Genomic DNA, 13,782 nt, shown 5'->3' with positions numbered 1-13,782 from the left:
CATGGCTAAAATCGCTTTTATCGGCTTGGGTGTCATGGGTTTTCCGATGGCAGGTCATTTGGCGCGCGCCGGGCATGATGTGTGTGTCTATAACCGTACCCGCAGCAAGGCCGAGCACTGGTGTGCTACCTATTCCGGCCGTTCTGCCGCGACACCGGCTGCTGCTGCAGAGGGTGCCGAATTCGTCTTTACCTGCGTGGGTAACGATGACGACTTGCGTCAGGTGACTACCGGAGCGGAAGGTGTTTTGAAAACGCTTTCACCAGGTTCTGTGCTGATAGATCACACCACGGCTTCTGCTGAAGTGGCGCGGGAGTTGGATTTACAGGCTAAAGAGCAGGGTTGTGGCTTTCTTGACGCTCCTGTTTCGGGTGGTCAAGCCGGAGCCGAAAACGGTGTACTGAGTATCATGATTGGCGGGGTGGAGGCTGATTACGGCCGGGTTTCGCCTCTGCTTGATGCGTATGCCAAGTCTCATCGTTTGCTGGGTGAGGCCGGCAGCGGTCAACTTGCCAAAATGGTCAATCAGATCTGTATTGCCGGGCTGGTTCAGGGTTTGGCTGAAGCTGTGCACTTCGTCAAGCGTGCGGGGCTTGAGGGGGAGGCTGTTTTTGATGTAATTCAGCACGGAGCCGCAGGGTCATGGCAGATGGCAAACCGTCATCAAAGCATGCTGGATGATCGTTATGACTTCGGGTTCGCTGTGGATTGGATGCGCAAGGATCTTCGAATTGCGCTTGAAGAAGCCCGGCGTAATGGTGCGCGTCTCCCGGTTACGGCGCTTGTTGACCAGTTTTATGCTGATTTGCAGGCCGAGGGTAATGGTCGACTGGATACATCAAGTCTGCTCAAAAGGCTTGAGAAAGGGGGCTGAACTGCAGATAATGCCGTTCTTTCGCCCAGCGGTGCGAACAGAATTATTACAATGATTGAGGAGCAGTTTCTATGTTGAATATCGATAAATACAGCATGATTTCATTCGCACCGAGTATTGCGATTGTGGCGGCGATGCTGGTAATGACGTTTCTTGGTGTGCGCTTTCTGAAGCGAGAAATTGCCAAGGATGCTGCCCGAGCACAGCAAAAGAAGTAATAAATTTGGCGGCCTTGGTCGCCTGATTTTCCGGAGGTGAATCAGGCCTCTACCCGACAAGGAGGGATCAGATGACAACCATCAATAGTCGGCGTCATGCAGCCTCGGTTGCGCAGCCGAGTGAGCGTGAGCGCCATCCTCTACTGTCTGACAACGACATCAACACCATTCTGGTGAATGGTGCGCAGATCTCTCTCAGTAAGTTGAAGCGGGCACGTAGTTTTGATGCGCGTCTGTATTACTATGCTGAAATCGGTGTCTATCTTGAGGTGTCGCTCTCCCGGGGCGCGGGTATTCTGGATGCAACCCGTGAGCAGCTTGAAGCCATTCATCGCGAGGCCACCCACCTGCATATGGATGCCAACAAAAACCTGAATGAAGTTAGCTGAAGAGCAACAAGACCCGGCTACCGATAGCGCTGTCGGGTTTGACAGCAAGGCATTCCTGCGCCGATTAACCCAGCGGCCCGGTGTGTATCAGATGTATGATGCCGGCGGAAAAATTCTTTACGTTGGTAAAGCTAAAAATCTCAAGAGCCGGGTCAGCAGCTATTTTCGCTCCAGTGGGCTGAGTACAAAGACTCAGGCACTGGTTGCTCGTATCTGCCGTATTGAGGTCACTGTCACCGGCAGTGAGACGGAAGCTCTGTTGCTGGAGCAAAACCTGATCAAGCAGCAGCGTCCTCCCTACAATATTTTGCTGCGCGACGATAAATCCTATCCCTATATCTTTGTCAGTGACCGCGATACTTTCCCGGCCATCACTTTTCAGCGGGGGGCAAGGCGTAAAAATGGGCGCTATTTTGGCCCCTATCCCAGTTCCGGTGCAGTGAAAGAGAGTCTCAATCTGCTGCAGAAGGTGTTTCGGATTCGCCAGTGTGAAGACAGTTTCTTTCGAAATCGCTCTCGCCCCTGTCTGCAGTATCAGATCAGGCGCTGTACGGCACCCTGTGTCGGCCTGATCAGTGAGGATGCCTATCGTCAGGACCTCAATCACGCCATGCAGTTCCTGCAGGGGCGTAGCCAGGAATTGATGCAGACACTGGCGCAGGAAATGGAGGATGCCGCCGCCCGTCTTGAATTTGAGCGTGCCGCCAGTCTGCGTGACCAGATCAGTGCATTGCAGCAGGTACAGGAGCAGCAGTTTGTCAGTGGGCAAAGTGGTGATGCCGATGTGCTGGGGTGTGCAGTTCAGCCTGGTGGTGTCTGTGTTCATGCACTGTTTGTGCGTGGTGGGCGCGTCATCGGCAGCAAGGTTTATCATCCTCGGGTGTCGATTGAGGATACGCCAGCGGAAGTATTGTCTGCTTTTATCGCTCAGTTTTATTTAAGCGGTCCACGTGAGATTCCTGCAGCCGTGATTGTTTCCGTTGAGCTACCTGATCAGGAGTGTATTCAGCAGGCCCTGGAGCAGCGGCGCGGACGCAAGATGGCCATCATGTCGCGCGTGAGGGGGGATCGCGCTGGTTGGCAGCGTCTGGCCCAAACCAACGCGGAGCAGCAGCTGGGCAGTCATCTGGCCAGTAAGCAGAATATCTATAATCGCTATTTGGCACTGCAGGATGCACTGGGGCTGGACTCAATCCCGCAACGCCTTGAATGCTTTGATATCAGTCACAGTTCAGGCGAGGCAACAGTAGCCTCCTGTGTTGTCTTTGACCGAGAGGGGCCGAAGAAGTCGGACTATCGGCGTTTTAATATTGAAGATATAACAGGCGGGGATGACTATGCCGCCATGCATCAGGCCCTCAGTCGTCGGTATACACGAGTGCGCAAGGGGGAGGGGGTGTTGCCGGATCTGTTGATCATTGATGGTGGAAAAGGGCAGGTTGCACAGGCAGTGATGGTTATGGAAGAGCTGCAAATCAACGACGTACTGGTCGTAGGAGTGGCGAAGGGGCCGACTCGGAAAGCGGGCTTTGAAGTGTTGATTCGTGGTGATAGCGGGGAAGAGACTGTGCTTGCATCGGATTCGCCCGCTTTGCATCTATTGCAACATATTCGTGATGAATCGCACCGGTTTGCCATTACAGGGCATCGGGCGAGGCGCGGCAAAGCGCGCCGCAAATCAACCTTGGAAGGAATATCTGGAGTAGGCCCCAAGCGCAGACGCGAACTGCTGAAGCATTTTGGTGGTGTCAAAGAGGTCGAGCGGGCCAGTGTTGAAGAAATCGCAAAAGTCTCTACTATAAGCCGGACGTTGGCACAGGAAATTTATGCCGCACTCCACCCCGAAAGTTGAAGCAGGAAGTAACGGGACACTCATTTGTATACGATAAAACTACCCAACCTACTGACGCTGCTTCGCATCGTCCTGATTCCAGTTTTCATACTGGTTTATTACCTGCCATATGCGTGGTCACCTTGGGCTGCATCCGCCATTTTTGGCCTGGCCGCGATTACTGACTGGTTTGATGGCTATTTGGCTCGGAAGCTTGATCAGGCTTCCCCCTTTGGGGCTTTTCTTGATCCTGTGGCAGATAAATTGATGGTGGCTGCCGCACTTGTAGTGCTGGTTGAGGTATTCGCTTCTCCTTTGGTCACTATTCCTGCAATTGTCATTATAGGGCGAGAAATTGTTATTTCGGCTCTGCGCGAATGGATGGCTGAACTCGGCGAGCGTGCCAGTGTGGCAGTATCAAATATTGGAAAAATCAAGACAACACTGCAGATGGTCTCGATTCTCATCTTGATAGCAATGCCGCTGTATAGTCCGCTTTCCTGGTTGGGAATTGTTGCGCTGTATGGTGCTGCGGCGCTGACACTATGGTCAATGGTGCTCTACCTGCACGCGGCATGGCCTCATCTGAGTGATGATATCTGAAGTAAGTGGTTAATATTTAAGCAATTTTTTTTCAGTATTATGGTTGACACCCCGCGGGATCTCTCTATAATACGCACCACTGTTGAGGCGCGGGAATAGCTCAGTTGGTAGAGCACGACCTTGCCAAGGTCGGGGTCGCGAGTTCGAGTCTCGTTTCCCGCTCCAATCTCAACGGTATGGCTGGATGGCAGAGTGGTCATGCAGCGGACTGCAACTCCGTGTACGCCGGTTCGATTCCGACTCCAGCCTCCATTCCTCTCAGGTGATTTTTTGACACCTGAGAGGAATGGAACCATACAAAAAACTTCCCCTCTTCGTTGTTAATGCTGTCAATATTCTGCACAGCTCTATATCTAATCAATTACTCTCTTTTTCGGCTTATCGATTCTGTCTGCTCCGCCTTGGTTTAAACGGGCAGGCGTACGCCTGCCCTCAGGCATTTATTTCCAGCGTCCAGGGGCGTAGCTGAATACAGGCAACGACCAGTGCCAGTATATGGCGGCTACACGCATCATGATGCCGGTGGCAAACGACAGTATTAGATTGAGATCATGATTTAATCCCATCTGCTCCAGCTGGAGATAAAGCAATGCAACCAGCAAAGAGATGCTTGCATAGAGTTCGTGTCGAAAAACTACAGGTACTCGCTGACACAGAACATCGCGCAGAATGCCCCCAAAAATGCCCGTTATCATGCCTGCCATAACAACTATGGGTGTACTGTAGCCGAGCTCAAGGGCTACATTGCAGCCAATGATGGTGAATGCAATAAGGCCCATGGCGTCCAGCAGCAGGAAGATCTTGTGCAAATGATGCATGAAGCGGGCAATCAGCATGGTGATCAGTCCGGCTGAGACAGTCAGGTAGATGTACTCGGGGTGCTGTGTCCAGGAAACAGGAAAGTGTCCCAGTAGCATATCGCGAATGGTGCCACCGCCCAGGGCGGTGATGAAGGCGATAACACTTACGCCAAACATATCCATATTGCGACGGCCGGCAGCAAGTGCGCCAGACATGGCTTCTGCGGTAATGGCGAGAATGTAGATGTAGGTGAGCACGTGTAAACCTCCCGTTAGGGTGTTTATCCGCCTCTCCCTCTGTCCGGGTTACCTGAGAGTTTGCACGCTTTCGGCGTGTTGCCCCTTCGGTGGGTCAGTTCTGGCTGACCGCTCTCCAGTCGACGTAATATGTGTGTGGTCGCAGTACCTGAGCCTGAGCGATTATGGGAGTTTGCGCCTTCGGCGGGGCGTGAGCCCTCTCTCCTGCGAAGCGGCGATTATAGCTTGTGCAGGAAATAAGGCAACCGTCCAAATCAGCTGCGGCGTTTGATGTCGCGCATCAAGCTGGACAAGTCCAGTCCGGTATTGGCTGCAAGGGCATCGAGATCATGAAAGGCGGGGGGGAGGGAGCGTTGTTTGAGTTTCTGTTGCTGCTGATCTTCAATACGCTGTACGAGCATTTTGCGAACCTGTTCCAGTTGTTCAGGCTCCAGGTTCATTAAATAGGCAGGCAGTTCGGTTTCACTCATACCAATATAGTTCCTGACAAGTCAGTATCACGTTAGGTGTACATCCAGTACAGATAATAAAGAAGGTGTTGTATCCAGGTGGTGTGCAGCAAATAAAACTACGAATATCGATTGTATATAGGCCATAGGTCACCTGCAAGCCTTATTCGGGAGTACAGATTAGGATCTTGCATGGATATCTTGGTGGCAATATAACGGGCGTGATTATGTGCAAAAACTATCAAAAGGGAGTTTGTTTTTAGAATCCAAGTGTTGTTTAAAGGGTTTCTTTACAGACTGACTGGTGCCCCGAACCGGCGGCGCTACGCTATTTGATGCGCCAGCATGAGACAAAAAATCCCTTCTGAATCAGTACAGTTACAGATTCCCGTTGTATCATTTCTGAGCATGGCCTATCATCTAATTACTTTGTTTTTGATGGGTAAGAGGATGGGAAAGGGATCATGCCTAGAAAAGTCGAAGAGCTATCAGACGTTCAAGTCCGCCGCTTAAAACATGGCTTTGTGAAGGGCTCAGTCGATACGGGCGACGGCTCAGGCCGCAGTCGTAAACGCAATATAGGTGAACCTCGTGTAGCCTATCACGCCGTCGGTGGAGTGAGTGGGCTTTATTTACAATGCCGCCCACCGCAACCGGGTAACACCGTCGGGGCACGGTCGTGGATTCTGAGAACCACTGTCGGGAGTAAGCGTCGCGACATAGGACTCGGGGGTTATCCTGATGTTACTCTGAGCATGGCTCGAGAGAAGGCTCGAGCGTTGAAAGAGCAGATCCTCAAGGGCGGCGATCCGGTGGCTGCTCGGCAGGCTAACCGGGCCAAGTTGGTAGAAGAGCAAGCCAAGGCCGTTACGTTCGCTGAGCTGGCGCGTGTCTATATACTCAAGAAGGTCGAAGGGTATAAAGAGAGCTCCCGAGCTGGTCAAAAGCGCCGCCTCGAGTACCAGCTCAGTACCTACGCTTTCCCGTTCATTGGCAAAAAGCCCGTCGGTTCAATCACGACCGGCGAAGTCGTGGCGATGCTCGAGCCGATCTGGTTGTCGAAGCATGAAACCGCAAGCCGCGTCCGCATTCACGTCAAACGAATTTTCGACCTCGCTATTGCTGAAGAGCTGATGACCGGCGATAACCCTGCAGACCCGGCACGGCTGGACAATTCCCGACTGACCGAGAAGAAGGCCGTCCGCAAGGTGCAAAAGGTACAGCACCTCAAGGCACTGCCGGTGGCCGATATGCCGACGTTTTGGGGCAAGCTGCAGGATGCCGAAGGGTTAGGCGCTAAGGCGCTGCAATTGCTCATTCTGACGGCTGCTCGGTCTGGAGAGGTGCGTGGGGCACGTTGGGACGAGATCGACCTCGAGGGCGCTGTCTGGCGCATTCCTGAAGGGCGTATGAAAACCGGCCTCGCTCATTCGATACCATTGCCCGACCAGGCGGTCGAGCTGCTGCGCTCAATCCCTCGCACTGATGAGCACGTTTTCCCGAGTACCGGGAAGCACGGCATCCTGTCCGACGTGATGGTAAGCAAGGTTCCGAAAAAGCTCGGGTACGACGTCACCGCGCATGGTTTCCGCTCGACGTTCAAAGACTGGAGCCGAAGCCCGGGCACGTATAACCACCGACCGTATGATGACGACCATACCGAAATCGCCCTCGCACACGTCAACAGTACCGGCACACGCGCCGCCTATGCTCGAGGTGAGGTTCTGGAAGAGCGCCGTCCGATCATGCAGGACTGGGCAGACTACGTTGCCAAGGAGGTGCAGGGATGAAAGAGCTCAATGACAACCCCGACTATGTGCTTCACGCCGAAAGGCTGGCGCATTGTGAGCGAGTAGCCGAAGAGCTGGGGATGGCTGACCCTGACACCCAACTGTATGACCGGCTCAGTCTCGAGTTAACGTTTCTGGCTCCCTTTGAAGTGGCACAGATAGTGGTCGACTATGCTTGCAAGTGGCGCAAGACCCGCAACCCGCATTATGTCGACTATGCCGTCGCTGTTTGTTTTGAGTCGGGGATTCAGATCAGTCCGACACTGCAGCAAGTCATTTCCGAGGTGGCGCTCGCTCGAGTGAATGGGGCGCTATCAGGCACACCCGAAAAGATTATGCGCGAATCAGCCAAGCTGTATGCCTTCCGTGTGATGGCGAATCTTATTTTCGCTGGCTGCACATTGAAGGCGGCATCCAAGAAGGCCGCTTTTCAAGTCGCTGGCATATACAAAATGCTCAAGCCGTTTAAGGCATCGACGCTCGAGAAGGAATATGTCGACGATATGCGGAAGCCGGGGCTCGAGAGTGAGTATTTCAGCCGGTGGGAAAAGCACACAGAAGAGAGGGAGGCAGAAGGTTCCGCTCAATTCTGGCGCGATGCCGCTGCAAAGTGGCCGGAAGTCGGGAGCGATCTAACCGGAGAAAGGCGCTAGAAGAAAAAAAGCCTTTCAATAATTCCCCTCCAAAAACAATGGGTTAAAAACATCATTGGTGCTGTCTTAATCAAGCTCAAGAGGCGGCACCCATGCCCAAGCAATACTATTCCGACAAAACCCTCGCAACCCGCTACGACGTAAGCCGCGCAACGATCTGGCGCTGGGTACGTGAGGGCCACCTACCGAAGCCGTTCAAGATTAACGGCTCAACTCGCTGGAGCTCCGACGATCTCGAGAAATGGGAAGAGAAGGAGGTCGTAGGCGCATGAAAACAAACAAAAAAGCCCCGGCTGCAACCGAGGCCCAAGAGAATAAAGCGGATACCGGAATTGTAGCACGCGCTCCCATGTTCAAACCACAGTCAGGCATGACAGCCGTGCAAAGTACAAAGCGCCGCATGCTTTGGCTGATGCTGAATAAGAGCTTCCATGATGGCTGTTATCTCTACATGGATGAGGTTATCCGGCGTTTCCAAAAGGCCGGTTACACCGCGCATGACGCCCGTGAAGCGATTGAATTCATGGTTTCCAAGGATCATGTATTGATCGAAACCACCGGCCACCGTGTTGGCTTGTTTCTGGCCAAGTGCGTGGAGGGCGAAGTATGACGGCACTCAATCAACCGCTGACCGTGGCCGGTAACACCGTTGTTCCCGATCTGCAGCCCGATCTCGACCAGGCTCAGGCGTTCATCGAGCTGCTGGATCCGTTCGATCAGTTCACGTTCCAAACATTTGACGATGACAAGGAACGCCTAAAGGCATTCAGGGCGCAATGCAGGGATCAGGGCCGCAAGGCATATGACCCCTATGCAAAACTGTTTCATGGCTTCCTGCAGGATCATGCCAAGGATCTGACCCGGTTGAACGGAGGAGGTGCCGGTGTGTTCGTTACCGTGAACAGCACCGACCTGAAAGGCCGCACGGCTGACAACATCATACGTATCCGTGGCGTCTATACCGATCTCGACCAGACTAACGACATTGCCGAAGTGATGGCGGCATCATGCATAGGCGACAAGATGCCCACCGTGGTTGAATCTTCACCCGGTCAGTTTCACGTCTATTGGCTGACAGATGGCGATGACCTGACCAAAGAAGAGTTCAGCGAGCTGCAGGAAGCGTTCATCCGCAAGATGGCAGCGTATGGAGCAGATCCGAAAGTTACCGACCTACCGCGCGTGCTCAGACTGCCCGGGTTTTACCATCGAAAGACCGAGCCGTTTATGACGCGCATTGTGCATCATGGCGACCGCTTCACAGCCGAAGAGATCCGCACGGCGCTACAGCCGTTTATGGTTGAAGCCGACCCCAAGCCCAAGCCGTCTACAACGCCCACAGCGCCCGCTGGAGCGGCTGCAGGCAACTACGCTGAGGAAGGCTTTCATGCTGCAGTAAAGCGCAAGGCTATGGCGAATTTCAGCGCGTGGGTTCCGGTCATGTTCCCTACAGCAACGCCCTATCAAGGCGGCTACCGTGTGGAGTCTGCCGATCTGGGCCGCAACCTTGAAGAGGATCTGACGTTCCACCCGCAAGGCATCCGCGACTTTGGTGAAGAGCGAGGACTGACGCCGATCAACGCCGTGCTCAAGTTCTGCACTGACCCAAAAGTGAAGGACGCGAACACCGCCGCGTTCTGGTTATGCGACCAGATGGCGCTTGACCCTGAGCTGATGGGATGGACGGCGCAAGATGGCGATGCACTGCACCGGTGGAAGGCGGAACAAATCGCAGATGAGTTTGATGCGCACGCCGATCAGGACAGGCCGCGTCTGCTGCAGTCCGTGGGCGATCTGGTCACCGCGCCCAAGCCGCTGGAATGGACGATAAGGGGCGTTATCGAGCACGGCACACTGACGCTGCTGTTTGGTGAGTCTGGTGGCGGTAAGTCCTATGTGACACTGAGCATGGCGCTATCAGTGGCCACCGGGCTGGACTGGTACGGCAACGCCGTCAAGCAGGGGCCGGTTGTCTACATTGCAGGCGAAGGTCATAGCGGGATCAGCCGCCGCGCAAAAGCATGGAGCATCGAGAACAACGCCGATCTGACCGGGGTGCCGATGGTGGTATCAAGTCGCGCCGTGCTGTTTGAGGATGCCGGTTCGCTGAATGGCCTGATAACTGAAATTGACGCGATGCCAGAGCCGCCAAAGCTGGTCATTATCGACACGCTGGCGCGTGCTGCTGCCGGTCTGGAAGAGAACAGCGCCAAAGATATGGGCATGTTCATTGCCAAGTGCGATGACATAAAGCACCGCTATGGCTGCACCGTGCTGGTGGTTCATCATACCGGCCTGAGCGATGGCAACCGCGCCCGAGGTTCATCAGCAATCAAGGCCGCACTTGACGTTGAAATCGGTCTGAAAAAACAGGGCGATGCCATTGTGCTGACCAGCGAGAAGATGAAGGAGGGCGAACAGTTCGAGCCGCTGGGCTTCCGCTTTAAGTCCGTGGTACTGCCTGCTGCCGAAGGCTGGACTGATGAGCATGATTTTCCCATCAAGACAGCCGTTCTCGAACAGGCCAGCGAAGGTGTGAACCTGGCCACCAAAGACAGGCCGCTGACAGGCGCTGCCCGAGTCGCGCATGAGGCGTTCAACTATTGCATGGAGCATTGCCCTACGCAGTTTGAACAGGAAGAAGGATGGCCGATGGACGGCGTGACCGAGGAGGACTGGCGGCAACGCTGCTATCAGACCGGCATCAGCGATGGCGATACCGAGGCCAAAAAGAAGGCGTTTCAACGTGCCCGTAAGACGCTGATGGACAAAGATCTGCTGCAATGCTGGGAGGGGCACTACTACTAAAGTCTAACGGGACACCGGGACAGGACGGGACAAAGCGGGACATTTGTCCCCCTGCCGGTACTCTTTAGCGGGACGGGACGGGACACACCCCTATAGGGTGTCCCGATGTCCCGCCTAAACCGGTGATGTTTGTTGTGAGAATAGATTGAACTGGCATGGTCTATTCAATACCGGCAGAATGGTCTGATAAGACAGAAAAGACACGCCGCGCCGTCCGTGTGTAGCCTGCTGCGCTCCGGTTCGATACCTGATCGAGGCGCAACCCTTCCTTAATTTTCAATGACCTGCAATTGATATAACCCGCAGCCCATCTTTTTACCCATCAACTCGAGCAATTTTTCGGCTGTTGTGATATATTTAACCTATCGTTTAACCCCTATTTGATAGGTTTAACCAATGGCTAGACCCTTTGAAAAGCTCCCGCCCGGAGCGAAAAAGCACCTCGAGGCGATGGCGTCCAATGGTCTGCTGTCTGAGTCCCGCGCCGCTGATGCGCTCGGGATGCCGCTCGACCAGTTCCGCAGGGTTCTGAGAGAGCATAAACCGAGCCGGGAGGTATGGGACAATGCGCTCAGTATTGAACGCGACAACCTGCTCGACGCGCTATACAGCAAGGCTGTCGAGGGCGATGTAAAGGCCGCTCAGACCCTGCTGGCCGCACGGCATGGCGTATCGGAAAAGATACCTCAGGAAAAGGGCGAACGGCTCAATATCACGTTTCAGCTCCCTGCAGCGATGGACGCCGCCGACTACATGAAGGCGATCAGCGTCAAGCAGGAGGCATTGCCGAATGAGTGAGCTCAAGCCCGACCAGCTCGCACCGTGGCAGGCTCAGGCGATGACCATACCCGAGGACTACGACCTCGCTGCAATGGGGGGCAGGGCAGGCGGTAAAAGCCGCTTCCTCGCTGCGCTGTTCCTCCGGCATTGTGAGCAGTACAAGGAACAGGCTCGCTGTCTGGTGGTGCGTCGTAGCTTCCCCGGCCTGCAGGATCTCGAGAGCGAGTTCCGCGCATTCTTTCATGCAATCTACGGCAACGGCTCCCGATACGACGCTCAGAAACACCGCTTCACCCTACCCAATGGCGCTACGATTCAGCTCGACCAGCTCGAGCGGGAAGCCGACTTCCTCAAGTTTCAGGGCAAGAGCTTTACCCATATCGCCGTGGATGAGGCAGGGCAATGGTCGACTCCGGCGCTTGTTGATCGACTGAGATCATCCCTCCGAGCCCCTGAGGGCGTCCCGACACGGTTCATCCTACTGGCTAACCCCGGTGGCGCTGGTCATGCGTGGCTGGCGCAACGATACGCGCTCAGGGAGTCCTGGCTCCCGTACCAGTGCAGTGCAACCGGCGCTGACTTCGTAACGATCAGCACGACGTATCGGGACAACCCGTTTATCGACCAAGAAAAGTACCGACGCAACCTGATGGCATCCTGCAGCACCGACCCCGAGCTCGCTAAGGCATGGCTCGACGGTGATTGGAGCGTGATCCGTGGGGCGTTTTTCGCGTCGGTACTGGATGAAAGCCGGAACAAGGTCGAGCCGTGGTCTGAGATCCCGAGTATTAAGGCATGGCGTCCGTACCTCGCTCACGACTTCGGCGTCGCTGCGCCGTCGGTCACGTACCTATGCCTTGAATCACCCGGCGCTGAAGGCCCGGACGGGAGATACTACCCCAAGGGCTCAGTTATCCTGCTGGATGAGTTCGCGTCGGTACTCGAGGACGACCTCAACCGGGGCTTAGGGCTGACCGTGCCGGATCTGTCCGACCATATACGCGCTATGTGCGACCGCTGGGGCGTACCACCTCAGGGCGTGGCTGATGACGCCATATTCAACCGAACAGGCTCGCAGGCAGGCAGTATTGCCGATGAGTTCGCACGGTCTGGTGTTCGCTTCCTACGTGCCCGGAAAGGCTCCCGAGCGGCTGGCTGGGAGGTTATGCGCCGTATGCTGGCCGACGCTGGCGCTATCGACAAGCCGGGGCTGTATATCTCTCGGCTCTGCCGGTACTGGTGGCTGACCGTGCCGTCATTGCCCCGAGATCAACGTCGAATTGATGACCTCGACACAACTGCGCCAGACCATGCCGCCGATGCTTGTCGTTACGCGCTCAACCGCTCCGAACCTGTAACCCATATCCCTATTACCTTTGCCAACTGAGGGCACCGAAATGAAACGCAACCAGACCAAACCCGTTTTCCTGAATGCCGATAAAACCCGCTCCAAGCTGATGAACAGCACCTTAGGTGGTGAGCTGCTGGGCGTGATGAACGCCGTCGATACTATGTCCGGTCTGTATGATGGCCTGACCAAACTACACGCCACCCCTGACCCCAACCTGACCCGTGAAGCCCGCGCATTGAAGTACAAGCGCCGTTTTGAGCAGGCCAGCGAGGCAGTACGCAAGAAGGCGACCAGCGCCGCCGAACAACTCGACATTCTGGAGCGCCGTATCAAGTCCGATGCCGAAGTAAAGGCCGGACTCCATTCACCCCAGACCGAAGCCGCCGCTCAAGAGATCCGCAGTGTGTTGCGCGGCCTCGACCAGAAAGCACGGGACAAGATGCTACGCGATGCCGCATTAAGTGGTGATGTGGCGATCCTGCAGGCTGTCCGCAATGCGACCACCCCCGCGCTGTATGGCGGCACTACTGAGCCGGTGGAGTCTCTTATTGATATGCACCTGCAGAAAGTAGCCCCTGAGCTGGCAGAGCAACGCGCCGCACTGGATGCCGCCACCCATGCCTTAAACCTGGCTGTCGATTCCTACATGAGCACCACCAACGAGCTGCGCGACCCAATGGGCGAACATATCGCCGAAAAGCAGGAAGCCGACACCCGAAGCGCCGAAGAGCAGTTACTCGCTGCGCTTGGCACCGAAGCCGTAGAAGGTGGCCAGCATGGCTAAACGATCATCCCCGGCTCAAGGTGGCCGGTACAAGGATCAGATTTACAACCAGTGGATTGAAGGCTACCAGCGCGACAAGCAGGGCGACCGGACGGGATTACCGCCGATGCCCAAGCCTAAGCCGGAACCTGAGAACCAATAACCCCAACAATGGCCCGAATCCCTTCCGAAGTCTGTCTATAGTCACGGGGAGG

Annotated in this window: 16 protein-coding genes, 2 tRNA genes and 2 riboswitches; of the genes, 16 read left to right on the top strand and 2 right to left on the bottom strand. The window is 55.1% G+C overall.

Annotated elements, in window-relative coordinates; all coding sequences use genetic code 11:
* Position 1 precedes the first annotated feature (1 nt).
* The 7 genes from CFI10_RS09540 to CFI10_RS09510 all read left to right on the top strand — a co-directional run bounded on the left by CFI10_RS09540 (position 2) and on the right by CFI10_RS09510 (position 4,167).
* Complete coding sequence (locus tag CFI10_RS09540; RefSeq protein ID WP_091824058.1) at positions 2-874, top strand: NAD(P)-dependent oxidoreductase; 873 nt, start codon at positions 2-4, stop codon at positions 872-874.
* A 71-nt stretch (positions 875-945) separates the two neighbouring features.
* Positions 946-1,092, top strand: coding sequence for a hypothetical protein (locus tag CFI10_RS09535; RefSeq protein ID WP_175527586.1), 147 nt, complete (start codon positions 946-948; stop codon positions 1,090-1,092).
* A 71-nt stretch (positions 1,093-1,163) separates the two neighbouring features.
* Positions 1,164-1,481 (top strand): excinuclease ABC subunit C, encoded by a 318-nt coding sequence (locus tag CFI10_RS09530; protein WP_091824061.1) that lies wholly within the window; start codon positions 1,164-1,166, stop codon positions 1,479-1,481.
* Positions 1,468-3,333: an excinuclease ABC subunit UvrC gene (gene uvrC / locus CFI10_RS09525; protein ID WP_206841689.1), complete on the top strand. Its 1,866-nt coding sequence runs from the start codon at positions 1,468-1,470 to the stop codon at positions 3,331-3,333. Before CFI10_RS09530 ends, uvrC begins: the two co-directional genes overlap by 14 nt.
* Before the next feature lie 33 nt (positions 3,334-3,366).
* Positions 3,367-3,915, top strand: coding sequence for a CDP-diacylglycerol--glycerol-3-phosphate 3-phosphatidyltransferase (gene pgsA, locus CFI10_RS09520; protein ID WP_091824538.1), 549 nt, complete (start codon positions 3,367-3,369; stop codon positions 3,913-3,915).
* A gap of 89 nt (positions 3,916-4,004) precedes the next feature.
* Positions 4,005-4,080, top strand: a tRNA-Gly gene (locus CFI10_RS09515).
* Positions 4,081-4,093: 13 nt separating this feature from the next.
* Positions 4,094-4,167: transfer RNA gene (locus CFI10_RS09510), tRNA-Cys, on the top strand.
* Positions 4,168-4,355: 188 nt separating this feature from the next.
* On the opposite strand, the gene CFI10_RS09505 is transcribed toward CFI10_RS09510, so the two are convergent.
* Positions 4,356-4,973, bottom strand: a complete 618-nt coding sequence (locus CFI10_RS09505; protein ID WP_206841687.1) for a trimeric intracellular cation channel family protein — start codon at positions 4,971-4,973, stop codon at positions 4,356-4,358.
* 29 nt (positions 4,974-5,002) lie between these two features.
* Positions 5,003-5,102: riboswitch (glycine riboswitch) on the bottom strand.
* Between the two features lie 3 nt (positions 5,103-5,105).
* Positions 5,106-5,190: riboswitch (glycine riboswitch) on the bottom strand.
* A 37-nt stretch (positions 5,191-5,227) separates the two neighbouring features.
* Positions 5,228-5,443 carry a hypothetical protein gene (locus CFI10_RS09500; protein WP_206841686.1) on the bottom strand — a complete coding sequence of 72 codons (216 nt, stop codon included), beginning with the start codon at positions 5,441-5,443 and terminating at the stop codon, positions 5,228-5,230.
* A gap of 443 nt (positions 5,444-5,886) precedes the next feature.
* Between CFI10_RS09500 and CFI10_RS09495 the strand changes: the two genes are divergently transcribed.
* From CFI10_RS09495 to CFI10_RS09455, 9 genes are all read left to right on the top strand, one after another.
* Positions 5,887-7,212, top strand: coding sequence for a tyrosine-type recombinase/integrase (locus CFI10_RS09495; protein ID WP_206841683.1), 1,326 nt, complete (start codon positions 5,887-5,889; stop codon positions 7,210-7,212).
* The gene (locus tag CFI10_RS09490) at positions 7,209-7,865 is read left to right on the top strand and encodes a hypothetical protein (RefSeq protein WP_206841681.1); all 657 of its coding nucleotides are present in this window, start codon (positions 7,209-7,211) and stop codon (positions 7,863-7,865) included. The genes CFI10_RS09495 and CFI10_RS09490 overlap by 4 nt, the downstream gene beginning before the upstream one ends.
* A 92-nt stretch (positions 7,866-7,957) precedes the next feature.
* Positions 7,958-8,137, top strand: a complete 180-nt coding sequence (locus CFI10_RS09485; RefSeq protein ID WP_206841679.1) for a helix-turn-helix transcriptional regulator — start codon at positions 7,958-7,960, stop codon at positions 8,135-8,137.
* Positions 8,134-8,475, top strand: a complete 342-nt coding sequence (locus tag CFI10_RS09480; RefSeq protein WP_206841677.1) for a hypothetical protein — start codon at positions 8,134-8,136, stop codon at positions 8,473-8,475. The genes CFI10_RS09485 and CFI10_RS09480 overlap by 4 nt, the downstream gene beginning before the upstream one ends.
* On the top strand, positions 8,472-10,673 hold the full coding sequence (locus CFI10_RS09475) for an AAA family ATPase (RefSeq protein WP_206841675.1): 2,202 nt from the start codon (positions 8,472-8,474) through the stop codon (positions 10,671-10,673). The genes CFI10_RS09480 and CFI10_RS09475 overlap by 4 nt, the downstream gene beginning before the upstream one ends.
* A gap of 396 nt (positions 10,674-11,069) precedes the next feature.
* Positions 11,070-11,471: a hypothetical protein gene (locus CFI10_RS09470; protein ID WP_206841673.1), complete on the top strand. Its 402-nt coding sequence runs from the start codon at positions 11,070-11,072 to the stop codon at positions 11,469-11,471.
* Entirely contained in the window at positions 11,464-12,840 is a 1,377-nt protein-coding gene (locus tag CFI10_RS09465; protein ID WP_206841671.1) for a phage terminase large subunit, read from the top strand. The genes CFI10_RS09470 and CFI10_RS09465 overlap by 8 nt, the downstream gene beginning before the upstream one ends.
* A gap of 10 nt (positions 12,841-12,850) precedes the next feature.
* A complete protein-coding gene (locus tag CFI10_RS09460) occupies positions 12,851-13,588 on the top strand; it encodes a hypothetical protein (RefSeq protein ID WP_206841663.1) in 738 nt (245 codons plus the stop codon).
* Entirely contained in the window at positions 13,581-13,730 is a 150-nt protein-coding gene (locus CFI10_RS09455) for a hypothetical protein (protein ID WP_206841661.1), read from the top strand. Before CFI10_RS09460 ends, CFI10_RS09455 begins: the two co-directional genes overlap by 8 nt.
* Positions 13,731-13,782: the final 52 nt, after the last annotated feature.

This window comes from Marinobacterium iners, assembly GCF_017310015.1.
GTDB lineage: Bacteria > Pseudomonadota > Gammaproteobacteria > Pseudomonadales > Balneatricaceae > Marinobacterium > Marinobacterium iners.
This window is presented reverse-complemented; position numbering and strand designations above follow the sequence as displayed.

Excerpts from the sequence above, each read along its gene's own strand:
- CFI10_RS09485 (WP_206841679.1), top strand. The coding sequence starts at position 7,958 with ATGCCCAAGCAATACTATTCCGACAAAACCCTCGCAACCCGCTACGAC.
- CFI10_RS09540 (WP_091824058.1), top strand. The coding sequence starts at position 2 with ATGGCTAAAATCGCTTTTATCGGCTTGGGTGTCATGGGTTTTCCGATG.
- CFI10_RS09455 (WP_206841661.1), top strand. The coding sequence starts at position 13,581 with ATGGCTAAACGATCATCCCCGGCTCAAGGTGGCCGGTACAAGGATCAG.
- CFI10_RS09465 (WP_206841671.1), top strand. The coding sequence starts at position 11,464 with ATGAGTGAGCTCAAGCCCGACCAGCTCGCACCGTGGCAGGCTCAGGCG.
- CFI10_RS09495 (WP_206841683.1), top strand. The coding sequence starts at position 5,887 with ATGCCTAGAAAAGTCGAAGAGCTATCAGACGTTCAAGTCCGCCGCTTA.
- CFI10_RS09500 (WP_206841686.1), bottom strand. The coding sequence starts at position 5,443 with ATGAGTGAAACCGAACTGCCTGCCTATTTAATGAACCTGGAGCCTGAA.
- CFI10_RS09475 (WP_206841675.1), top strand. The coding sequence starts at position 8,472 with ATGACGGCACTCAATCAACCGCTGACCGTGGCCGGTAACACCGTTGTT.
- CFI10_RS09530 (WP_091824061.1), top strand. The coding sequence starts at position 1,164 with ATGACAACCATCAATAGTCGGCGTCATGCAGCCTCGGTTGCGCAGCCG.
- CFI10_RS09490 (WP_206841681.1), top strand. The coding sequence starts at position 7,209 with ATGAAAGAGCTCAATGACAACCCCGACTATGTGCTTCACGCCGAAAGG.
- CFI10_RS09480 (WP_206841677.1), top strand. The coding sequence starts at position 8,134 with ATGAAAACAAACAAAAAAGCCCCGGCTGCAACCGAGGCCCAAGAGAAT.
- CFI10_RS09535 (WP_175527586.1), top strand. The coding sequence starts at position 946 with ATGTTGAATATCGATAAATACAGCATGATTTCATTCGCACCGAGTATT.
- CFI10_RS09470 (WP_206841673.1), top strand. The coding sequence starts at position 11,070 with ATGGCTAGACCCTTTGAAAAGCTCCCGCCCGGAGCGAAAAAGCACCTC.
- CFI10_RS09460 (WP_206841663.1), top strand. The coding sequence starts at position 12,851 with ATGAAACGCAACCAGACCAAACCCGTTTTCCTGAATGCCGATAAAACC.
- uvrC (WP_206841689.1), top strand. The coding sequence starts at position 1,468 with ATGAAGTTAGCTGAAGAGCAACAAGACCCGGCTACCGATAGCGCTGTC.